Source organism: Streptomyces luomodiensis (assembly GCF_031679605.1).
Lineage (GTDB): Bacteria > Actinomycetota > Actinomycetes > Streptomycetales > Streptomycetaceae > Streptomyces > Streptomyces luomodiensis.
This window is the reverse complement of the sequence record NZ_CP117522.1, coordinates 2,141,182-2,161,970: the sequence shown is the minus strand read 5'-3', so window position 1 is coordinate 2,161,970 and position 20,789 is coordinate 2,141,182. Positions and strand designations below refer to the sequence as shown.

Sequence of the window (20,789 nt, the reverse complement as noted above, 5' to 3'; positions counted from 1 at the left end):
GTCAACCCAATTTGTTCCACTTGGTCCCGACATACTTCGCTGGCAGCAGGTCGGTGAGCGTTCTGAGGTCGAAATCGGCTCCGTTCGGCAGGATCACCAATGCGCCGGGTGCGTAGTCGCTCAGGAGTTCCCTGCAGAGACCACACGGGGGAACGATGCGGCATGCCATGTGTTCCTCGTCGGGTGCCGGATGCCTTACGGCCACCACGAGTTCGACGGGATCTTCGGCGTCGAGTATCAGTGTTTGTGCGAGTGCAGCGGTCTCGGCACAGCTTGAAGCCCGTCCAACCATCGCCTCGATATGGAGACCGAAGGTCTTGCGTCCGGAGGCAGTGGCGATGCCGGCCGCGATTTGATGCCGCTTGTGGCGGTAGTGCCTGGTTATCGCATCCGTGGTTTCGGTATACAGTTCCTGCGCCCGCATATACAGGTTGTGTGACACGTTCGGCTTCTACTCCGTGGACGGTCCATCGAGATGGATCATGGATGGGTAAGGCCCCTTGCTGCCCTGGTACTTTCCGCGGTACAGCTCGATGTCCCCCTCGACGCACCAGAAGGTGACCTGGCCGATGAGCATGCCCGGGTAAACGCGTATCGGCTGTACGGCGTGGAGTTGCAGAGTCCACTGGTTGATGGAGCCGATATCAATGAGATCGGCGGTAACGTGGATGAACAGGCCGAGCCTGGCGATGCTGGATCTGGCTCGAATGATGGGTACGTAGCGATCGCTGCCCATTACCTCGACGGTATGGCCCAGGTATATGCGGTCCGGCTCCAGCACGAATCCGGATTCGTCGATTTTCTCCTCCACAACACGGTTCGGTCGGGTGACGTGGAGGATCTCCTCGGGGTACCAGATTAGCGTGTCGCCGAGTGTGAAGTTGTAGCTATTGGGGTTGATGTTGCCCGGGCTGAAGGGCGAAATAGTGATGTTTCCGTCTGAGATCTGTCGCTGGATTTCGTTTCCTGTGAGGATCAAGCTTGGTTCATCTCCTTGAGAGGCTGGAAAGGTCGATGAGAAGCTGTGCGATCTTGCGGCGCAGCGCGTCTTGGGATCCGGTGTTGTCGATGTGGTAGTCCGCGCGGTCCCCGAGCGGGCGTTCGTATTCGTGCGCCTCGTCGACGGGGGTGATGTCGCCGCGGTGCGCAAGGCGCTCGTGCCGTTGCTCCTGCGGGGTCGCGATCTCCGCCACCACGAATCCGAGCCGCCTCATGGCAGGAAGGTCCGGGCGGCGCAAGTCCTCACAGATCACCAGGTCAACCGCACCGGACGCCTCCAGATTGGCAAGGCGTGCCGCGAAGTTGTCGGTGATCGCATCCGGGGCGATACGGCGCAGGTGCCCTGCCAGGCTTGCCAGCAGGGCCCCGTCCTGCATGCCCGGGACTGCGAGCGGGCGCCCCGCGTACGTGTAGACGATGTTCTGGAGCTGGTAGAGGGGCTCCGCCAGCCGCAGGGACGCGGCGCGTACCTGATGTTGCTCACACTCGTGGAGGAGGGCCGCGCGTGCGGTTGTCTTTCCGGAGCCGGTGGGTCCGGTGAATGCGATCTTGTACATTGTCTGCCTCCGATTTATTCCCTAGGCATTGCGGTGGCATCGGTGGCCAGCGCGGCTCGCCCGCCGGACGGTGCGCTCCTGCGGCAATCGGGCCGCTGCTGGAAGGGACCGCGGACGTGCCCCTCTGGCTACTCCTCGTCCGCCCCGACGGATTCATCGCCTGGGCAGGACGGAGACGGGCGTGGCCGGTCCCGTCCGGGGTCTGGGTGAGGGTTCGTGCCTCAGCGCGCGTCGGGCGCGTTCAGCAGACGCTTCGCCGTGTCGATGCGCGCCCTCAGCTGCTTGCGGTAGCTCGCCAGCGTTTCGGAGTGGTCGGCGATGAGCCGTTGCTGGCGGGCACGGTGAAGTAGCCGGCGGCCAGGTTCGAGGACTGCGTGCAGGACTCGTCGGCCAGGGCCGCGCCAATCTCGGCGGACGTCTTCTTCTCGGCCCTCAGATACCTCTGGGCCAGCTTGTCAGGGTCGTCGGCGGGGTGTCCCGCCTTGTTCACGACCAGCGTTTCCGCGCAGCAACCACACGGCTGTCCTCGGCCGCTGCCTCGAAGGACTCACTGAACAGGGTCTGCGTCAACTTCCAGCCCTTGGTGCCGGCGAGTGAGGGCACCTGCTTGCCTGCCTTCTCCCAGCAGGCGTTGTAGTCCGTGCGCTCCTTGCCCGTCAGCTTCTTCGAGGGCGGCACCTCCACGGCTACGTGGAAGCCGAGCCGCTTCGCCGTCGTGCGCCCGATGTAGCCCCAGGCCCCGGCCGGATGCACAGCTTCCCGCTCCGCTCGCGTCTTCGCTGCCGCTGCCGTCTCCTTCGGCTCCGCGTAGTCCTCGTACCCGCGCTTGCGCATGCAGCGGGCGACCAGCGCCTCGTTCACGCGGTACAGCAGGACGTCCTCCTGCTCGGAGGTGCTGTAGGCGGACAACGGGAGCCCCATCAGCCCGTCGTAACCGGTCACCGGTGCCTTCGGTGGGCGGTGAACTCGGCGTTGCGGCAGAGGCATTGGAACAGCCGGTCGCCAGAGCACCGGCGACGACCAGCACAGCGCACATCCTGCGCACGTAGGACACGGAGCGGCGCCGTGCGGCAGGGGCGAGGGGGACTAAACCCATGCGGGAGGGCCTTTCTGAGAACGGCGCCACAAGGCGCGGGGCGGAATCTGAGCTACGGGGTATCGCCCGCGGATCCGTGCGGCCCACTCAGATCCTGCACGAGCTGCGATTGGTCTGCTTCACCCCGCAGGAGGCCAAGGAGGCCGGTTTCCTGGAGACCGAGCACTTCGGAGTGCTGTTCCCGTACCGAATGAGCCACATCGACTTGACCGGGATCCCTCAGCGTTGGCTGCGGGATCTGACCTGGGACTACCTGGCGGCCCTCCTTCGGTCACCACGCTGCCCGCGCTCAGCCCGATCGACGATCGACCGCCATCGCGCCGACGATGATGGTGAAGGCCGTCACCCAGACGGTTGGGTTGATGTGGTCTGGATCACCCGGGGTGGTCGCGGCTCTGGTCCTGCTTCTCATGCGAGGTCGATGACGACCTTGCCGTGCACGTGCCGACCCGCCTGCCGCTCGACGGCGGCGCGGACCTCGTTGACGGGGAAGGTCGCGGCGATCGGCACTCGGAGTCGGCCCTTCGCGGCCAGACGGGCGATCCTCTCGATGGCGCCGGGGGCGGCGTTGGCGCCGTTGGCCGGCGTGACGCCGTCCACAGCGGCGGCGATCGTGGTCATGCGGGCGTCCGGTACGCCGAGCTCGCGTGCCACCGCGATCATGTCGGTGCCGTGCAGGTCCATGGCCGCGGTGATGCCGTCGGGAGCCAGCTCGCGGAGTCGGTCGGCCAGGCCCTCGCCGTAGGTTACCGGCTCGGCTCCCAGTGCCCGCAGGGCGTCGGCTGAGGCGGCCGATCCGGTCCCGATGACTCGCGCGCCGGCGAGGCGAGCGAGTTGGACGGCGAACACGCCGACCCCGCCTCCAGCACCACCGATCAGCAGCGTGTCGGACGGGCCGGGGTTGACGATGGCGAGTGCCGCGGCGGCCGTGCATCCCGCGATGGCCAGGGCGCCGGCGATGCGGTCGTCGAGGCCATCGGGCGTGTGGTGCGCGTCGCCGCCCTTGCCGATGTGACCGGGGGCGTCCACGACCACGTAATCGGCGACGCTTCGTGAGAAGGCACCGCCGAACACACGGTCTCCAACGTTGAACTCGCTGACCCCGTCGCCGACCTCGTCCACGACGCCCGCGTAGTCGTTCCCGAATCCGCACGGCAGGCTCAGCCCGAAGCGGGCGGCAGTGTCTGCGTCGGAGGTCATGAACCAGTCCATAGGGTTCAGCCCGGCCGCGATGACCCGCACGCGGATCTGGCCAGGGCCGACGTCTGGGACGGGCACCTCGCGCAGGTCGAGGGCTTCAGGCCCTCCGAACGACTCGACGAACTGGACCGCCCTGCTGGTGTTGGCCGACATGCTCATGCTGGTCTGACTCCTCGAGAAGCCTAGGACGGAGAAACGGACTAAGATCCGTTTCGCAGGACCATAACACAACCGGAGCGTGATCCGCTTTGAAAGTGACACCCTCACCACCCGCGCCCCGGGCGGACGCCGCACGCAACCGCAAGCACCTCCTCGAAGTCGCCACCCGCGTCTTCATGTCCGCAGGCACCGAACCCTCACTGCGCGAAATCGCGCGCGAAGCCGGAGTCGGCATCGCCACGCTTTATCGGCACTTCCCCACCCGAGAAGCCTTGGTCGCCGCGGTCTACGCCGACCAAGTGGCCCGACTCACCGAAGGCGCCCGCGAGCTCATCACAGCGCTCCCCCCAGCCCAGGCGCTGCGGCGCTGGATGAACCTCTTTGGGGATTGGATCGCGACCAAAGACGGCATGCTGAACACGCTGCTCGCAATGATCGAGTCCAACGAGCTCGCCCACGACCAGACCCACACCGACCTAATCGCCGCGATCGACGACATCCTCCGCGTCGGACACGCGACCGGAGAGCTACGTACCGACGTCACCGCCGAAGACCTCGCCGCCCACCTGATCGGCATTTTCACCGTAGCCCCTCTGCCGGAGCACCGTGCCAGAGCCGATCGCCTACTGGACACCCTGATGCACGGCCTCCGCCCCAAGCCTTGAACCGATCGTCACGCGTCGTTGGGTGCGTGACGCATGTGCCATGGGGCATTCGTGCCTGAAGGGTGTCTTTATTGGTTGGCGTACGGTGGTTGACCTGGGGCTTTGCGATCGCCTACGTATGGGCATGATCAGTGATCGTGGGTCTGCGACTTCTCTACCTGATCTTCTGCCGCCTGCTGGGCTGCTTGCTCTTGCTGGGCCGCTCGACCGCCGCGAACAACGCCGAGATCCTTGTCCTTCGTCATGAGGTCGCTGTGCTGCGTCGGCAGGTCGAGCGGCCGCGGCTTTCATGGGCTGATCGTGCCGTGCTCTTCGCTCTCGCCCGGCGCCTGCCATCCGTCTTACGCCGCCATCGGCTGGTTACGCCGGGCACCCTGTTGACCTGGCACCGCGGTCTGGTGCGCGGAAGTGGCGCCAGGCGCCGGTCAGGCCCGGCCGGCCACCGTTGCCGGAAGAGACAGTCGCGCTCATCCAGCGCCTGGCAAGGGAGAATCCGACGTTGGGGGTACGTCAGGATCCAGGGTGAGCTTCGACGGCTTGGCCATCGGGTCGCCGCCGCCACGGTTCGGCGCGTTCTGCGCCGCTCCGGTCTGCCGCCCGCACCGCAGCGCGCCTCCGAGCAGAGCCGGCGCTCCTTCCTCCGTTCACAGGCCCACATGCTGCTCGCTTGCGATTTCATGCACGTGGAGACCGTCTTCCTCCGACGTCTCTATGTTTTCTTCGTCATGGAGATCGCCACCCGGCGCGTTCACGTCCTGGGTATCACTGCCCACCCGACCGGCGCATGGGTCGCCCAACTCGCCCGCAACTTGCTCATGGACATCGAGGAGAGGGCTGGGTGCTTCCGGTTCCTCATCCGTGACCGGGACAGCAAGTTCACCACGGCATTCGATGCCGTCTTCGCCGGCAACGGCACAGCCGTCATCCCGACACCGCCGCAGAGCCCACGGTCCAACGCGTTCGCCGAACGATGGATACGCACAGCCCGCGCCGAATGCACCGACCGACTCCTCATCATCGGCGAGCGACATCTGCGTACGGTCCTGACCAGGTACGCCGAGCACTACAACTCCGGGCGGGCTCACCGCAGCCTGGACCTACATGCTCCAGACGACGACCCGAACGTCATCCCACTGCCCGCCGCCACGGTCAGGCGCAAGCAGGTACTCGGCGGACTGCTCAATGAGTACCACACCACGCCACCCAGACCGCCTCACCATCCACAGGCTACGCCCAGCTCAGCAGCCTGATTGGAATATTGACACCCTTCAGGGAGGAGTACGGCCACCTCCGGAGGAGGGCTCGCTAATGCTGCCGCGGAAGCTTCGCATGGGGCTGGGCCGGCAACCCGGAGCCGACGTGCAAGTCCCTCGGGCTTCAGGTGGGCGTGGGGTCGAGGAGTTCTCGGCAAGCGCGGCCCTGAAGAGGGCCGCCCGGGGGAGCATGATCTCCGGTGGTGGACCCGCTGTTTGCAGGGATCGAAGTGGCTGAGGCCGTCGGTTCACCCGAAAGAGTGGCGAGGCTCGGGCGACGCGAGAGGGATTTTCAGGCCCACCTGACCATGCCCATCCGTAATTGGCGAGTATGGTTCGCTCGTTGTTCATGCGAATGGTCTATTGAGTCGGGAAGTGGTCAACGTTGGCCGTGCGCTATCGCTCTATCGGGAGTGCCCGGTTCCGTTTTCATGTGGATCAGAGGGCCACCGCAAGCGGGTAATGCGACTAACGTCCGACTGGGCACGGAAAAGGGTCCCGAGGCGACGTCAACCAACTCGGGACCCCTCCCTCGTGCCATCTCAACTACGCACCGAGGAGCGCGAAACATTGATTCAGCACGTCCGCCGGAAGCTCGCAAGCGTCCTTCCGGCAGCGCCAGAGATTAGCATTCCGCTGTCGGTCCTCCGGCAAACCGCTGGTTTGAGCGTCTTGATGCTCACGCTGCGCCTCAGCTCTCTGCTCTTGATCGGCGTCCTTGCGGCAGCGGCTGTCCGTAAGGAGCCGTTCCCGGTGGAAGTGCTGGCGGGCATGACGGCTGCCTCCGTGTCCGACCGCAGTTGTGTCAGCTATCTGAAGGTCCGCCGTACCGTCTGACGATGCGGCCCTGCGTGAAGGAGTCCTCGCCTGCCTAGCGGGCGAGGGCGGCACCGCCGCCACGATGGCGCAGTAGCCGAGCGAGCAGCGGTCTTGAACCCCTCCGCGCGTCGTGGCAGTCGAGATGCTCTCTTGGCCCACTGCGGCTTCTCACTTGCGAGCTGGGTTCCGCTCCGTCCTGCCCTGCGCCCCCTTGTGAGGTGAAACGTCATGCTGATGCGCTCCAGTCCGTCGGGGCTGCGCGCTGATTCCGAATTCGACGACCGGTATCTCGCCGCCTGGATGGACCCGATGGTCATCCAGCGATTCCCGGTCTCCTACGCCGTTTTCTGCTGCGACCGCTGGATGGTCTATCGGCGCTTCGGCACGGCTGTCGCGGGCTCCATCCACGGTGGTACGGGTATTGCCCGGGCTGCCCTGCGTGATCTCGGTGAGCAGTGGGAGAGGGCGCTTCGTAGTTCCTCGCCGGCGGCACATGCCTGGGGCTTGCTCTCCCGCAGAGCTTCGGAGCGCCGGACCGCGTCGTTGCGGGGGCTTCATCATCTGCTCGGCCGTGATGAGGCGGACGCGCTGGTCCTGCGTTACAAGCTCGGTCTGTCGCCCTGCCAGGCCGGCTATGCGATGGGCTTGTCCGAGGCCGACTTCGAGCTGCTGCGTCACCGGGCTCTGCGGGATCTGCTTCCTGCCCGAGCGTTTTGAAATATGCCTGTGTCGTATTCCTGATGAGACGGCTGGTGTGCGCCGGAGTGTGATGGTCAAGTCGGCGGCTGAAATGCCATCAAAATAGGTGCTGCATTAGGGGGTGCGGGTAGCCCTGTCCCGGCGTGTCCTCCTAGCATGGGACCTCTGCCTTCGGGTACCGGCAACGTCTCAGGGGGGACGTATGCCTTCCGAGAGTGTGGGGAGCGGGTCATCATTGATGTCAGCAGGCCAAGTGTCGCCAGAATGTACGACCACCTCCTGGGCGGCACGGACAATTATCAGGTTGATCGGGAAGCGTGCGAGAAATTACTCCGCCTGGCTCCTAGCAGCCGTGAATTAGCACTGGTCAACCGGGCCTTCCTCGGCAGGACTGTGCGATACCTCGCCCGGGAGCAAGGTGTCCGCAGATTTCTCGACCACGGGTCCGGACTTCCGACACGGCCCAACGTGCATCAGGTCGCCCAGGACGTCGATCCGGCCAGTGAAGTCGTCTACATCGACAATGACCCCGTAGTCCTCGCGCATGGGGAGATCATGCTGGCCGAGGACCCGAGGACTACCTCCGTCCTCAACGCCGACATCCGCGACACCACGAAGATCTTCGACAGCGGCGCGGTACGACGGCTGCTGCGCGACGACCAGCCGGTCGCCGCCCTGTTCGTCTCCGTTCTTCACTGCATCCCCGATGACGACGACCCCTGGGAGCTGGTCCGCCGGGTCTGCCAACAGTTGCCGCGCGGCAGCTACCTGGTGATCTCGCAGCTGGCCAGTGATGATCCGGAACTCCGCCGGAGCATCACCGATTTCATGCAGGAGATCACCAACAACTCCTGGGGAACGGTTCGCTCCTACAGCGAGGTCAACCGGTTCTTCGAGGGCCACGACGTCCTGGTGACCCCCGAGCCGGTCGAGGTCTCGCGTTGGCTGCCGGACAGTGAACTCGCTCCGCGGCAGCGGAGCGAGGAGTGGATCGAGTACGGCGGGGTCGCGCGTATCGGGTGATTGGGGCTACTGCGGGGTCTCGTCGGTGAGCCGGTTGATGTAGTACTGGAGCCGATCCATGGTCTCCGTCTTCGACAGGGCGTGTCGCCACCAGTCGTCCATCGACGCCATGAAGGTCTCGATCTGCGCGCTGTCGGTGAGGAGCTGACCGCCGACGTTCTTGTCCTCCAGGTAGACGGCTCGGCCGGCGGTCCCTTCGTGGGGCTTGCACAGGGTTATGGCGGGGTGCAGCGGGGAGCCCTGTCGCATGGCCGACCCGGGCAGGATCCGCAGGTGTACGTTGGGCTTGTTCTCCGCGATGGTGAACAAGTGGCGCAGCTGCTCTCGCATGACCGGGACCCCGCCCAGTTCCTTGTCCAGCACGGATTCCGCGATGACGGCCCTGAACATGGGAGCGTTGGGCTGGTCGAGCAGATGCTGTCGCCGGAGCCGCATCTCCAGGCGGCGTTCGATGGCCGCGAGGTACTTGCGCCGTGTCTCGGGGTCGTACTGTGCCCGGGCGAAGTCCGCCATCAGGGCGCGGGCGTAGCCTGCGGTCTGGAGCATCCCGGGGACGTTGTTCTCCTGGTACACCTGGACCACCTTCGAGGTGGACTCCAGGGCGTACAGCGACATGAGCGTGGAGTTCGCGACATCCGCGAAGGAGGACCACCAGGTCCGCTCATGCGGCCACTGCAGGAGCATCTCCGCTTCCCTGACGCAGTCCTCCGGCGCCCGGTAGAAGCGCAGCAGCGCGAAGACGTGTTCCGCCTTGAGTTTGACGACGGCGTTCTCGTAGCGGCTGAGCGTGGGCCCGGACCCGACCTCGGGGACGGCCCGCACGACCTCGCTCTGGATCATTCCGCGCTCCTGGCGCAGATACTGCAGCAGAGCGCCGATGAGCTTCTCCGCTGCTTTCGGTGTGGCTGGTGGTGGCTCTCCCTGCCGCCCGACCAAGGCCAGAATCCGACCCGACATGTGCACTCCTTGGCGCGGGCGGGACTTTCCCGCCCGCGCCAAGAATGAACAGCTCTCTGCCTCACGGGCAACCTGTGGCCGACGTGTTTTAGACAGTCAGGGAGGTGAACTCCCCGTGACTCGCGCCGTCGAGGAAGGCGATGATCTCCGCGCGGGTGAATACCAGTGCGGGGCCGTCAGGGAATCGTGAGTTACGGACCGCGACTTCGGTTTCATTCACGCGTGCAAGCTCGACGCAGTCGCCGATTCCGTCGCTCGCCGACGCCTTCGTCCACCGTGCGCCGGTGATCGCGCTGGCCGGTGTGCCGTTGATGATCATGATCATGTTCGCACCTGTCCTTTGTGTCTGACCAGTACCGCACTCTCACCGGTGCCGGTCGGTTCCCACTTCCCCGCAGTCCCGATTGCAGCCGCCTCTGAAATTTTCACGGGACGGTGAAACATATCTGAAGCTTAGCGCTGTCGATCTCCTCGCGGTGTCCCTCGAATGGACGCACTCATCGAGCTGGAAAACTGTTTATATGACGAACGGTGGGGGCTTGAGGTCTCGATTTAAGGCGGAGAATGGCTGGAGATGAACCGGTGGCGGAGGGGGCGTAGGATGGCGATTCCCTGGACGTTGTATTCAGGAAGAATTCGCCGAAGCGGTGCAGCGCCAACGCTGAGTCGCCGCCAGCCTCCGCTGCTCGACGCAGGTGCTGGTGCTGCGGGTCGGAGGGCTCGCTGCTAGGCCCGTCCGCAGAACGACAACGGAGCCACGGTGCTGTCCGCGATGGTCGCAGGCTCCAGCCGGACGACTTTGCTGGTGCTGTTGTGGGCGAGTTCGTTGGCCAGGTCGGTGATCAACGAGGCAGGAGTGCTGGGCGAGGCGTGGAGGGTCCAGATGGGCTGGTCGATGCTGGGGTCGGCCCAGATGGTCCATGGGACGAGGAGGCTGCCCGGTCTCTGGGCGGTGAAGGCATCGGAGTGAACTCCGCGCGGGCTGCCAACGGCTGGCTGGCCCTGGCCATCGACATCACCTGCTAGCTGCGGCCCAATGCCCACACCTAACCCGGCGGATCCTGTGCCACACCTACGGGCGGGGCATGGACCAGCACATCCCCGTCCCCGGCTGGCCTGCTCGATGATCTGCGCGCTCGTGAGGGTGACGGGCGAGGTAGGTACCGACGGCGGTGCGGATGTGGTGGTGCGACAACGACATGGGGACTCCCTCAGAGGGACGAGGGGCGGGAAGGAGGCGAGGTGGGCGGGGTTGGGGTCAAGGCAGTCGGTTCGCCTACCAATTGCCGCTACCGGCTCATTGGGTTCTCAGTTTGCGGCTCCCGGCTCGGTTCTTCGCGATGTTTCGGATCTTCTTTCTGCTGCCTGACTCGGCGACCAGGGCGAGTACCGCCGGCGACGTCGAATGCTCGGCGAGGAAGCGCTGCATCCACTCCGTGATCTCCGCCAACTCGGCCGGTGTCGGCATATGACCATCCTCGATGGACAGGTAGAACAGCCAGTCGTGGATGCGGCGGCGGATGAACTCGCGGTTCCCTTCCGTCTTGAGCTGGTAGATCTCCGGCAGTAGTTCGGCCGCCCACTGCCGGAACTCGGCAGGACCGGTCACCTTCATCGCAATCCTGTCCAAGAGGTCGACCACCGCCGTCTTGGACACCATCTCGATGGGGTCGCGCAGGATCGTGGCCACGATCGTGCGGTCTCGGTCGCGGCTCCGCGAGGAGGCGGTTACCGAGACGACGCGTTGGTACGCGGACGATCGGACGTGCTCGTCCGCGACGGCATCGTCGACGTCCACATCGATGATGCCGGCCCCCGCTAGCAGCTCGGCCACATCGGAATGCAATGTCATCGCTTCATTCCTTGCGGCAAGTTTGGTTCTTGGCGTCCTCGCGCCGCTCCCGTTCAGTCTGCTCCTCCGCCTGATTTCGCCTGCCGAGCTTCCTGACAGCTTTCCTGATCTCCGTCTTGCAGTGTTCCACCGCTTGTCGCTGCGAGCGCGTGAGCTCCACAAGTACCAGCGCGCGGGCTGAACAGTGCGGATGACTTCTCGGCCCCAGTTTCCAAACAGTGCAGGCTACCATCTCATTACGGTTCCGAGTGTAGGCAACAGTTCCCTCCTCGGGCTGCCCGTGCAGAGCTCTGTCATGGCGTCTCCGTCATGGGCCTCCATGGTGAGCACAATGCACTCTCGGAACAGGGCTGCCTGTGCAGGCGTAAGCTTCAACGACAGGCTTCCTGGGTCACATGACTTGATTCGAATCCTTGCTCTCATTTTGGCCTGTATCTCTCCGGTGTGAAAGACTCTTCTGAATAGTGGTATGCGTGAATTCGGTACGCTGTCTGGACGATCAGGACGCCGCGCCCTCTGTCGTGCCCGGCGGGGTTCCGGTCCACCAGGCGTCGAGTCGGTAGAGGTTGAGTGCGGCTGCGGTCAGGACCTGGGCCAGAGAGGTTTTGGCGAGGCCGCGGTAGCGAGTACGCCGGGTGCCGGCGCGCCGCACTGCCTGCGAGACGGTGCCCTCCACCCCGGCCCTGGTGTGGTAGCGCTTCTTCCCTTCCTCGGTCTGCTGTTCTGCCCGACGTTGTTGAAGGAGTTCGTGCTCTTCACGCGGGAGCAGTGTCAGGACGCGGTAGGCGGCCGTGGTGCAGGTGTCTTTGGCCGGGCCGCTGGTGCATCCGGCGCCGGAGAAGTCGATGTGGACGCGGGGTTCGCCGCCGATGACGGTGTCGCTCCAGCGGGTGCTGATCTGGCCCTGCGGGCAGGTCGCCTGCCGGGTCTGCCAGTCGATGCGGGAGTCGGTGGCGGCGTAGCCGCTGCCCTGCAGGGCCGGTCGGCCGCCGGCCTGCCTGACCGGCCCGATGACCTCGACGCCCAGTGCACGAGCCCGAAGGATGATCTTCGCGCTGGTGTAGCCGCCGTCCACGTATTGTTCGGCCGGCTTCAGGCCCCGCTCGGTCAGGGCATCGTGGACAGCGGCGGTGAGCTGGTGATCGTCCGTGGTGGCCGGTGTGGTGGCCGTGTACGTGATCAGGTGTGGGAGGCCGTCGTCGCAGCTCTCGGTGAGATGCGTTTTGTGGCCGTCCCAGGCGGATCCCCGCTTCACCCCGCAGCGCGCCTCCGGATCGTGCGGGGAGACGATGCGTGCCGCTCCCGGAGGGCGTTGTTTGTGTCCGCGCCAGCGCACCCCGCGGGCGTCGCGCTGGTACTCCTGGGCCCACACGGTGCGCAGGAGCACGACCGCCTCGAGGTCGGAGAGGTGGGCGGGGGTCGTGGGATCGTCGAGAATGTCGAGGAGTTCGTAGCCGTCGCCCCCGACGTTCTCGGCGAACGCGGTGCGCTCGGCTTCTCCCTTGGGCAGCCGGTAGGAGTCGGCGCGTTGCCGGTAGCGCGCGAGCCAGTCCGCGTTGACCGCGTCGGTGCCGGCCAGCCGGGCGGGAGCGGCCACCGCCAGAGTCTCCAGGGCGCAGCGCATGGTCTCGGTGACGAACTCCAGCCGGTTCAGGTCACGGATGCAGGCGATGACATGAATGGAGTCGGTGCGGGCCCGGCCGCCGGCCCGCAGCAGGCCCCGCTTGCTGCACTGCGCGAGGATGGTGTCCAGGATCTGCTGCTCCAGGCCGTGGGCGATCAGCCGGTCACGGAACTCGCTGAGCACCGAGAAATCAAAGCCAGGATCGGCCAGTCGGAGGCCGAGGGCGTACTTCCAGTCGATCCGGCCACGCACGGCATCAGCGGCCTGCCGGCCGGTCAGCCGCTCGGCGTACTGCAACACGCTCACCAGCGCCAGCATCCCCGGAGACACGGACGGACCACCTCGATGTGCGAACGCCGCCACGAACCGCTCGCTTTCAAACACCGCCCCGAACTCGTCCCTGATCCGCATGGCCAGACACCCGCGCGGGAACGCAGCACGGGCGACCCTCGCCGTGGACTCAGACACCGCAGGCGCAGGCAACGGACGCACCGACATGATCTCCCCCTCGCCCCCAGGAAACAGACCCGACAACGAGCAGTGTCCACCGCACCCGAAGGTCATTTCAGGTGGACCATCACATCGACCAAGAGAGTCCTACGGGCTGCTGCACGTCGCGATCTCTGATTCCTACTCTCCCACAAACCGCAGAAATCGATGGGGTCGCAGCAGACACTCGTGACACAGCATCACTAGCGTGTCCGCGAATTCCGCTGACACGATTTCCGGATTGGACCTCACTTCGGAAAGCTCTTCCAGCAAGGATTGCACTTGGAGCCGGTTCAGCACCGTATCCCCATACGGATCCAAGTGGCCGAGGATCGGATACCTTTTACGATCCACACCGCTGAGAACTGGATCAAACTCCGAGTCTGCGGCAACGGATGCCACGACATCTCCTTTGCCTGACCTTACGTCGACCTTAATCACCAGGGGTCCAAATCACGCGGGAGTCCTGGATGCATGGTGATCAATTCTCCATCTATGTCATCACGAACGATCGTGTAGGTTTTCGCCGGGAGGCCGTCGCAGCCTTCAAGGCCGAGAGGGTCCTGCCGGGTGTGAGGGTTGCGCACGTAAGCCTGGGGATTTGGTGCTGGGGCGAGGCGGAGGGGGCGGGGGTGAGGTAGTGGGCGGTTTCGGGGTCGTAATAACGGTGATAGTTAGAGTTTAGGCCAGTTTCGGGATCAGCGTACTGCCCGGGGAAGCGGAGGGGGCAGGCGGTGGCATCGGGTGGGGTGGGGAGGGGTGTGCCCCAGAGGGTGGTGCGGTGCTGCCAGGCCAGGTGGCCGTCGGGGGTGATGAGTTCGGTGGGGGTGCCGATGGGGTCGGTGATGACGGTGTGGAAGCGGGTGGAGCCCAGTTCCTGGTTGGTCTGGGTCAGGGGGCGGTGGGTACCGGGGGAGTAGTCCCAGGTGTGGGTCAGGCCGTCGGCGGTGGTCTGTTCGGCAAGGCGGCTGGTGTCCCAGGTGAAGGTGACGGTGACGGTGGTTCCACTCTGGCTGCTCTTTGATGTGCGGCGGCCGAGCGGGTCGTAGGTGTAGGTCCACTCCTGGCCATTCGGGGTGGTGGTCGTCGAAGTCTCCGTACCAGCCGCCCAAGGTGTCGGCGGTGCCGCCGGCGTAGTCCCCGAGCGTTTGTTTCGACTTGTCCCAGCCCTTGGGGGCCGGGGGTTTGTCCGGGGCTTCCTTGGCGGCCTTGTCGAGTTTGCGTTTGGCCGCGTCGATGACGAGTTGGACCTCGCTCTCCAGCGTGTCCAGCCGGCTGTAGCAGCTCTCCAGTGCCGACAGGCCCGGGTCGTCCTCCGGTGGACGTTCCGGCAGCGGATCGTCCTTCCGGTCGACGGCGGCGTTGTGGTCCGTGACCTTGTTCCAGTAGCGCTTGGAGGCGGCCCGCGCATCGTCCGCGTCCTCGGTGATCGGCTTGACGCGGTTGTGGACCGAGCGCAGCTTTTCGGCGTAGCCGTCCAGGGCGTTCGCGGCTGCTTCGAAGTAGGTCTGGGCGGATTCCAGTTCCCTGGGAAGCTTGCGGGGCGCGTGCTGGAAACCCTTCGCCCGGTCCAGTCCATCGGGGAGAGGACGTCCAGCTTGTCCTGCCCGTCCTTGAACGCGCCGGCGTACGCGCGCAGCGTGACCGCCAGGTCCTCGATATCCGACGGGCTGCCGTAGATGACCTCTGAGGGCACTGGGCTGCTACGCCCTCGTCCTCGCCGTCGCCCTCGGCATCGGCGCCCTGGTCCAGAGCTCGGCCACCGTGGGCACCGCCGTGAAGCTGGCCGGCGCCGCCTACCTCGTCTACCTCGGCGTCCACGCGTTGCGTCACCGCGGCCGGCTGCGCGCCGACCTGACGACCGGGGAGGACGAGCGGCGCGGTGATCTGCGTACCGTCCTGGACGGCCTGCTGGTCGGTGCCACGAACCCCAAGGGCCTGGTCTTCTTCGCCGCGGTCCTGCCGCGGTTCGTGTACCACGACGCGGGGAACGTCCCGCTGCAGATGATGGTCCTTGGCCTGATCCCGGCGGAGATCGGCCTGGTCTGCGACACCGTCTGGGGCCTGGGCGCCTCGGCGGCCCGCGCCTGGTTCGCCGGCTGTGACCGGCGCCTGTCGATGATCGGCGGTGCGGGCGGCATCGCGCTGATCGGCCTCGGGCTCACCGTCGCCACCGCTCGGTGAGACTGGAGGCGAGCCCGACGCCGGTCAGCGCCACGTCGGTGGCGAAGACGCGGCCCCATCAGCCTGGTCCTGCTCAGTTGTCCTGCTGGCGTTCGGGCATCAGCGCCCGCAGGGTTTCCGGGATGTCATCGCTGAAGGTCTCCTCGAGGTGTTGGTTCATCACGTCGTCGGCCTGGCTCATGCGGGTGAACAGGGCCTGTTCGTAGGCTTCGAGGCCGGCTTCGAAGTCGTCGGGGTGAGCGGCGAGGGCGTCGGCGAGTTCGGCGCCGTCGCACATGGCCCAGTTGGCTCCCTCGCCGTTGGGGGCCTGCAGGTGTGCGGCGTCGCCGATCAGGGTCACCCCTGGCGTGCGCTGCCAGCGGTGCCCGTCGGGCAGGGCGAAGTGCGGGCGCAGGACCGGCGGGGTGTCGCTGTCGGTGATCAGTGCGGTGACCTCTGGGGCCCAGCCGTCGAATTCGGCGGCGACGCGGGCGGCGGCCGCGGCGGGGTCGGTGAAGTCGATCTGGTCGAACCAGTCCAGCGGCCTGGTGAGGGATATGTAGGCGTGCAGGGTGTCGCCGCGTTCGCGGTGCGCGGTGATGGCCCGGTCGGGTGCGGGGACGAACATCGAGCCGCCGCCGACCGCCTGCGCGGCGCCCGGGTGTCGCGTGTCGGCCTCGTACAGGTAGGTCTCGACGAACGACGTGCCGGCGTACGCCGGTGTTGCCGCCGACAGCAGCGGGCGGATCTTCGACCAGGCGCCGTCGGCACCGACGAGCAGCCCGGTGACGAGGGTGCGGCCGTCAGCGAAGGTGACCTCGTGGTGGCCCTCGTCGAGGCTGCGGGCACCGGTGACCTTGGCGCCCCAGCTCACCGTGCCAGTGGGGAGTGCGTCGAGCAGCATCCGCCGCAGGTCCGCGCGCTGGGCTTCGGGCCTGCCGCCCTGCCCGTCGTCGGCCTTCTCGAACAGCACGGCTCCGTCCGGGCTCAGTGCCCGCATCGCCTGGCGGCCCTCCAGCACGATGGCGCGGAAGGCGTCACCGAGCCCGGCGGCTTCGATGGCGAGCTGGCCGTTGTAGTCGTGGATGTCGAGCATGCCGCCCTGTGCCCGCGCATCGGGCGAGGCTTCGGCTTCGTAGACCTGGACCGGTATGCCGTGCACGTGCAGGACGCGGGCCAGGGTGAGGCCGCCGAGCCCGGCGCCGATGATCGTGACAGTTTTCATGACGATCCCCTCTGAACTGGATGGATGCAGCCGCACACCCCGTTTGGTGCGGCGTGCCAAAATGGGACGCTACACCACAGTGGTGCGTTGCACCAAAGTGGCACAGCGTACCAATGTGTCACCATGGAGGCATGCCAACGCCAGCGCGCCGCCCTGGGCGGCGTAATCAGGTGCTCTCCAGGGAGCAGATCCTTGCCGCCGCCATCGAGCTGCTCGACGGGGGCGGGGAAGCTGCGTTGACCGTGCGGGCGCTCAGCGAGCGCCTGTCGACGGGGGCCGGGGCGATCGCGTACCACGTGGGCAAGCGGGACGATCTGCTGGACGCGGCGACGGAGACGGTCGTGACGGCGGCGCTGGCCGCGGCGCCCGCTCCCGCGGCGTCCACGCCGGCCGAGGAGATCCGCGTGGCCGCCCTGGCCCTGTTCGATGCGATCACCGCTCACGCGTGGCTGGCCACGCGGCTGACCCTGCAGATCGTCCGCAACCCCGTCGGGCCGGTCACGGTCGGCATCTTCGAGCGGATCGGCCGGCAGGTGCAGGTCCTGGGTGTGCCGCAGGAGCGCTGGTTCGACGCGGCCTCCACGCTCGTGCACTACATCCTCGGCGCGGTCAGCCAGAACGCCCGCATCCAAGGGGACACCTCCGGCGTCGACAGCGACGTCGACCGCGAGGAGTACTTCGGCGCGGCCTCGGCGGGCTGGCAGCAACTCGCGTCCGAGAACTTTCCGTTCATGCACGCCATCGCCGGCCAGATGAGGGATCACGACGACCGCGAGCAGTTCCTCACGGGCATCGCCGTCATCCTCGACGGCCTCACCCGTCTGCACTGACGCCCTGGCCGGGCAGTCCCAGCCAGGGTTGTGAGAAAGGACACCGTGCATGCATGACGTCATCGTCGCGGGGGCCGGCCCGGTCGGGCTGTTCACCGCCAACGAGCTGGCCCTGGCCGGCTGTTCCGTCCTCGTCCTCGAGCGGGACCAGGACCCGCACCCGCCGCTGAAGGAGCTTCCGCTGGGGCTGCGGGGCCTGAACGCCGGATCCGCCGAGACGTTCTACCGGCGCGGCCTGCTCCAAGCGGCCATGAAGGCGTCCGGCGCCGATCCGCAAAAGGTCGGCGCGGAACCGGAAGCGGTCGAGGCGCCCGATCCGCGGGAACTGAGCCACTTCGCGGGCATGACGCTGGACGCGGCCGATGTCGACACCGCCGTCCTGCCCTACCGGCTGCCCAGCCCCGCGATGGAAGGTTTCATGACGAGCCTGGACGCGGTCACCACCGTGCTGGCCGAGCAGGCTTCCGCACTCGGTGTGGAGATCGTCCGGGATGCCCCGGTCACCGCGGTGGGCCAGGACGACGAGAGCGTCGTCGTCACCGCGGGCGGGCAGCAGTACCGCGCGCAGTACCTCGTGGGCTGCGACGGCGGCCGCAGCGCGGTGCGCCAGCTGGCCGGGTTCGACTTCGTCGGCACCGACCCCCTGTTCACCGGCTACGTCGCCAAGGTCACCTTCGCCGACCCCGACCGGCTGCCCATGGGCTTCAACCTGACCGAGACCGGCATGTTCCTGCGCACGCCCCTCGAAGGGCACCTGGGCATGATGGACTTCGACGGCGGCACCTTCGACCGCTCCAAGCCGCTGACCCGCGAACACCTGCAGAGCGTGCTGCGCCGCGTCTCCGGCACCGACGTGACCCTGGACGAAGTGCACCTCGCCTCCGGCTTCACCGACCGGGCCATGCAGGTGACGACCTACCGCAACGGCCGCGTCCTGCTCGCCGGCGACGCCGCCCACATCCACTCTCCGCTGGGCGGCCAGGGACTCAACCTCGGTATCGGCGACGCCATGAACCTCGGCTGGAAGCTCGCCGCCACCCTGCACGGCACCGCGCCCGAGGGCCTCCTCGACACCTACACCACCGAGCGCCACCCCATCGGCGCCGCCATCCTGGACTGGTCCCGCGCTCAGGTGGCGACCATGGACCCGGGCCCCAACGCCCCCGCCCTGCGCCGGCTGGTCCACGACCTGTTGCGCACCACCGACGGCACCACGCACGTCTACCGCCGCACCTCCGGCCTGTTCCACCACTACGACCTGGGCGAAAGCCACCCGCTGGTCGGCAGCAGCGGCCCGGACTTCTGCTTCGAGGACGGCACCCGGCTCGGTGAGCTCCTGCAGACGGGCCACGGCGTCGTGCTGGACTTCACCGCGGATCAGGCACTGCGCCCTACGGCGCAGCAGTGGCAGGGCCGGATCCAGTACGCCACCGGCCCGGTGCGCAACAGCCTCGGCTTCACCGCCCTGCTCGTGCGCCCGGACGGCGTCGTGGCCTGGGCCCGCGAACACGTTCCGCCCCCTGCAGAGTTCGAGAACGCGGCCGCACGCTGGTTCGGCGCCATGAACCGGTAGAGCCCACGGCATCCCCTGCGCACAGGCCGCGGCGCCGCCCCGAGAACAAGGCGGTGCCGCAACCGGGCACTCTGCACCACACAGGGCTCCCAAGCCGAAGGCCGGTCACCCCGGCGGCGGTCCCGGACGGCCGCCACCAACCGGTCGTGCCGCTCCTTCTCGTCCGCGAAGACGAGCGCTTTCTTGTGCGGGAAGTGCGTGAAGACCGTCTTGGGCGTCACGCCGGCCCGGTCCGCGATCTCACGCACCGTCACCGCATCGAAACCCCGTTCCAGGACAGAGCCCACGGTCCAACGCGTTCGCCGAACAATGGATACGCACAGCCCGCGCCGAATGGCATGCGCGTAACCGGTCTCTTGGAAGCGGCGGGGTCGGGATGACAGCTGTACTGTTGCCGGCGAAGACGGCGTCAAACGCGGCGGTGAACTTGCTGTCCCGGTCACGGATGAGGAACCGGAAGCACTGCCCTTGCCGGAAATCTCATCCGCCCTGGTGGGGACCGCTTGTTCGGGTCCCCGAGATCTTGGCCGCGGTCGCTCGATCCGACGCTCTGGCGCAGATCGATCATCTAGAACTCAAGCGGTGACGTGCGGGGCTTTCGCACTACGGGCACACCGGTCCACGAGGTCAGCCACCTGCGGGAGACCGGTCGGCTGCCCTAGACGAGTAGTTCCGATATGGCTCAGTGGTCGTAGGCGATCAGTGAGCGGGTGATGGGTGCGCCGATGCTGCGGTTCTGCCATATCGCGCAGGTCATCGCTAGGATCCGCTGAGCCACGCGGACGCCGACGCCTTCGATGGTCCGGCCGCCATGCTGTTCCAGGTCGAGCTGGCCCTTGAGGGTGTCGTTGACCGACTCGATCAGCTGGCGCACCGTCTTGAGCAGGCCCTCTCCCGGCCGCGGGGTGCCGCGGTTGCGGTAGGAGGGCCGTAGCAGCTGGATGCCGCGGGCGGCCAGGAAGCGGTCCAGTTCGGCGGCGATGTAGCCCTTGTCAGCCAGGATCAGCAGGCCCGGACGGTCAGCGGCCAGGTGCGGTTCATTGTCGATCAGCGCGGCCAGCACCTGCCGCTCGTCGATCTTGGGGTCAGCCAGAGCCCACGCGACGGGCAGACCGGCCGGGGTGCACACCAGGTGCAGCTTCAGGCCCCAGTAGAAGCGTGAGTGGGATCGGCAGTAGCCGTAGTTGGCCCATCCAGCCAGGTCGGAGCGTTTCACGGTCTCACGCGAGCGAGCGCACTCAACGGGCGTGGAGTCCACGATCCACACCGGGTCCAGCCACAGGTCGCAGTCGCTGGCCAGGGACCGGATGGCCTGCTTGACCAGACCCAGGGCGGCCCGCAGACGCTTGTTGTAGGCGGGCCGCTGTGGCAGGTAGGGGAACAGCCCGTGCAGGTGGGCGTGGGCGAAGCGCAGCCAGCGAGCCTCGCAGTGAAAGCCCAGCATGGCCTGGGCCACGGCCAGGGTGATCAGTTCTGCGTCGGTCAGCCGGGGCGGCCGACCACGCCACCGCGAGGTCTTCAAGCGGTCGTCGATGTGCACATACAGTGCGGTCAAGAGGGTGTCTAACTCGGTCGTCACAACCCGATGTTGGACACCCTCCCCGCG

General features: G+C 66.7%; 18 protein-coding genes and 7 pseudogenes. 9 read left to right on the top strand and 16 right to left on the bottom strand.

Going from position 1 to position 20,789, the window contains the following annotated elements:
• Position 1: 1 nt before the first annotated feature.
• The 6 genes from PS467_RS09150 to PS467_RS09125 form a co-directional block, all read right to left on the bottom strand.
• Positions 2-442, bottom strand: a complete 441-nt coding sequence (locus PS467_RS09150) for a cytidine/deoxycytidylate deaminase family protein (RefSeq protein ID WP_311034841.1) — start codon at positions 440-442, stop codon at positions 2-4.
• Positions 443-451: 9 nt separating this feature from the next.
• Positions 452-979, bottom strand: coding sequence for a dCTP deaminase (locus PS467_RS09145; RefSeq protein ID WP_311034840.1), 528 nt, complete (start codon positions 977-979; stop codon positions 452-454).
• 7 nt (positions 980-986) lie between these two features.
• Positions 987-1,556: a nucleoside/nucleotide kinase family protein gene (locus PS467_RS09140; protein ID WP_311034839.1), complete on the bottom strand. Its 570-nt coding sequence runs from the start codon at positions 1,554-1,556 to the stop codon at positions 987-989.
• 274 nt (positions 1,557-1,830) lie between these two features.
• A complete protein-coding gene (locus PS467_RS09135; RefSeq protein ID WP_311034838.1) occupies positions 1,831-2,046 on the bottom strand; it encodes a hypothetical protein in 216 nt (71 codons plus the stop codon).
• Positions 2,043-2,498 (bottom strand): hypothetical protein, encoded by a 456-nt coding sequence (locus PS467_RS09130; protein ID WP_311034837.1) that lies wholly within the window; start codon positions 2,496-2,498, stop codon positions 2,043-2,045. The genes PS467_RS09135 and PS467_RS09130 overlap by 4 nt, the downstream gene beginning before the upstream one ends.
• A gap of 562 nt (positions 2,499-3,060) precedes the next feature.
• On the bottom strand, positions 3,061-4,011 hold the full coding sequence (locus PS467_RS09125) for an NADP-dependent oxidoreductase (protein WP_311034836.1): 951 nt from the start codon (positions 4,009-4,011) through the stop codon (positions 3,061-3,063).
• A gap of 95 nt (positions 4,012-4,106) precedes the next feature.
• Here PS467_RS09125 and PS467_RS09120 point away from each other — a divergent pair, with 95 nt between their 5' ends.
• From PS467_RS09120 to PS467_RS09100, 5 genes and pseudogenes are all read left to right on the top strand, one after another.
• Positions 4,107-4,676: a TetR/AcrR family transcriptional regulator gene (locus tag PS467_RS09120; protein ID WP_311034835.1), complete on the top strand. Its 570-nt coding sequence runs from the start codon at positions 4,107-4,109 to the stop codon at positions 4,674-4,676.
• A gap of 191 nt (positions 4,677-4,867) precedes the next feature.
• Positions 4,868-5,926: pseudogene (locus PS467_RS09115) on the top strand (integrase core domain-containing protein).
• Positions 5,927-6,499: 573 nt separating this feature from the next.
• Positions 6,500-6,766 (top strand): hypothetical protein, encoded by a 267-nt coding sequence (locus PS467_RS09110; RefSeq protein WP_164426383.1) that lies wholly within the window; start codon positions 6,500-6,502, stop codon positions 6,764-6,766.
• 210 nt (positions 6,767-6,976) lie between these two features.
• Complete coding sequence (locus PS467_RS09105) at positions 6,977-7,465, top strand: hypothetical protein (RefSeq protein ID WP_311034834.1); 489 nt, start codon at positions 6,977-6,979, stop codon at positions 7,463-7,465.
• Between the two features lie 216 nt (positions 7,466-7,681).
• Positions 7,682-8,470: an SAM-dependent methyltransferase gene (locus PS467_RS09100; RefSeq protein ID WP_311039795.1), complete on the top strand. Its 789-nt coding sequence runs from the start codon at positions 7,682-7,684 to the stop codon at positions 8,468-8,470.
• Positions 8,471-8,476: 6 nt separating this feature from the next.
• Here PS467_RS09100 and PS467_RS09095 read toward each other — a convergent pair whose 3' ends face one another.
• The 3 genes and pseudogenes from PS467_RS09095 to PS467_RS42060 form a co-directional block, all read right to left on the bottom strand.
• Positions 8,477-9,427 (bottom strand): helix-turn-helix domain-containing protein, encoded by a 951-nt coding sequence (locus PS467_RS09095; protein ID WP_311034833.1) that lies wholly within the window; start codon positions 9,425-9,427, stop codon positions 8,477-8,479.
• Positions 9,428-9,515: 88 nt separating this feature from the next.
• Complete coding sequence (locus PS467_RS09090; RefSeq protein WP_311034832.1) at positions 9,516-9,752, bottom strand: DUF397 domain-containing protein; 237 nt, start codon at positions 9,750-9,752, stop codon at positions 9,516-9,518.
• A gap of 401 nt (positions 9,753-10,153) precedes the next feature.
• Positions 10,154-10,357: pseudogene (locus tag PS467_RS42060) on the bottom strand (SPDY domain-containing protein); the annotation flags it as partial.
• A 48-nt stretch (positions 10,358-10,405) separates the two neighbouring features.
• Here PS467_RS42060 and PS467_RS42055 point away from each other — a divergent pair.
• Positions 10,406-10,565 (top strand): annotated as a pseudogene (locus PS467_RS42055) (NF041680 family putative transposase); the annotation flags it as partial.
• Between the two features lie 159 nt (positions 10,566-10,724).
• Here PS467_RS42055 and PS467_RS09080 read toward each other — a convergent pair.
• From PS467_RS09080 to PS467_RS41920, 4 genes and pseudogenes are all read right to left on the bottom strand, one after another.
• On the bottom strand, positions 10,725-11,261 hold the full coding sequence (locus PS467_RS09080) for a hypothetical protein (RefSeq protein ID WP_311034830.1): 537 nt from the start codon (positions 11,259-11,261) through the stop codon (positions 10,725-10,727).
• A 517-nt stretch (positions 11,262-11,778) separates the two neighbouring features.
• The gene (locus PS467_RS09075) at positions 11,779-13,401 is read right to left on the bottom strand and encodes an IS1182 family transposase (protein WP_311034829.1); all 1,623 of its coding nucleotides are present in this window, start codon (positions 13,399-13,401) and stop codon (positions 11,779-11,781) included.
• Positions 13,402-13,829: 428 nt separating this feature from the next.
• Positions 13,830-14,461, bottom strand: a pseudogene (locus PS467_RS09070) (RHS repeat-associated core domain-containing protein); the annotation flags it as partial.
• A gap of 172 nt (positions 14,462-14,633) precedes the next feature.
• Positions 14,634-14,915, bottom strand: a pseudogene (locus PS467_RS41920) (hypothetical protein); the annotation flags it as partial.
• A gap of 175 nt (positions 14,916-15,090) precedes the next feature.
• On the opposite strand from PS467_RS41920, the pseudogene PS467_RS09065 reads away from it, so the two are divergent.
• A pseudogene (locus tag PS467_RS09065) lies at positions 15,091-15,576 on the top strand (LysE family translocator); the annotation flags it as partial.
• 73 nt (positions 15,577-15,649) lie between these two features.
• On the opposite strand, the gene PS467_RS09060 reads toward PS467_RS09065, so the two are convergent.
• The gene (locus PS467_RS09060; RefSeq protein WP_311034827.1) at positions 15,650-16,780 is read right to left on the bottom strand and encodes an FAD-dependent oxidoreductase; all 1,131 of its coding nucleotides are present in this window, start codon (positions 16,778-16,780) and stop codon (positions 15,650-15,652) included.
• A 131-nt stretch (positions 16,781-16,911) separates the two neighbouring features.
• On the opposite strand from PS467_RS09060, the gene PS467_RS09055 reads away from it, so the two are divergent.
• On the top strand, positions 16,912-17,610 hold the full coding sequence (locus PS467_RS09055; RefSeq protein ID WP_311034826.1) for a TetR/AcrR family transcriptional regulator: 699 nt from the start codon (positions 16,912-16,914) through the stop codon (positions 17,608-17,610).
• Between the two features lie 49 nt (positions 17,611-17,659).
• Positions 17,660-19,183, top strand: a complete 1,524-nt coding sequence (locus PS467_RS09050) for an FAD-dependent oxidoreductase (protein WP_311034825.1) — start codon at positions 17,660-17,662, stop codon at positions 19,181-19,183.
• Positions 19,184-19,359: 176 nt separating this feature from the next.
• On the opposite strand, the pseudogene PS467_RS42050 reads toward PS467_RS09050, so the two are convergent.
• Positions 19,360-19,470: pseudogene (locus tag PS467_RS42050) on the bottom strand (helix-turn-helix domain-containing protein); the annotation flags it as partial.
• Between the two features lie 395 nt (positions 19,471-19,865).
• Positions 19,866-20,762, bottom strand: coding sequence for an IS982 family transposase (locus PS467_RS09045; RefSeq protein ID WP_311034129.1), 897 nt, complete (start codon positions 20,760-20,762; stop codon positions 19,866-19,868).
• Between the last annotated feature and the right edge of the window lie 27 nt (positions 20,763-20,789).

What these genes read in the sequence shown, in the direction of transcription:
- PS467_RS09140 (WP_311034839.1), bottom strand. Translation starts at nt 1,556, where the DNA reads ATGTACAAGATCGCATTCACCGGACCCACCGGCTCCGGAAAGACAACC.
- PS467_RS09125 (WP_311034836.1), bottom strand. Translation starts at nt 4,011, where the DNA reads ATGAGCATGTCGGCCAACACCAGCAGGGCGGTCCAGTTCGTCGAGTCG.
- PS467_RS09105 (WP_311034834.1), top strand. Translation starts at nt 6,977, where the DNA reads ATGCTGATGCGCTCCAGTCCGTCGGGGCTGCGCGCTGATTCCGAATTC.
- PS467_RS09095 (WP_311034833.1), bottom strand. Translation starts at nt 9,427, where the DNA reads ATGTCGGGTCGGATTCTGGCCTTGGTCGGGCGGCAGGGAGAGCCACCA.
- PS467_RS09090 (WP_311034832.1), bottom strand. Translation starts at nt 9,752, where the DNA reads ATGATCATGATCATCAACGGCACACCGGCCAGCGCGATCACCGGCGCA.
- PS467_RS09075 (WP_311034829.1), bottom strand. Translation starts at nt 13,401, where the DNA reads ATGTCGGTGCGTCCGTTGCCTGCGCCTGCGGTGTCTGAGTCCACGGCG.
- PS467_RS09060 (WP_311034827.1), bottom strand. Translation starts at nt 16,780, where the DNA reads ATGAAAACTGTCACGATCATCGGCGCCGGGCTCGGCGGCCTCACCCTG.
- PS467_RS09055 (WP_311034826.1), top strand. Translation starts at nt 16,912, where the DNA reads ATGCCAACGCCAGCGCGCCGCCCTGGGCGGCGTAATCAGGTGCTCTCC.
- PS467_RS09050 (WP_311034825.1), top strand. Translation starts at nt 17,660, where the DNA reads ATGCATGACGTCATCGTCGCGGGGGCCGGCCCGGTCGGGCTGTTCACC.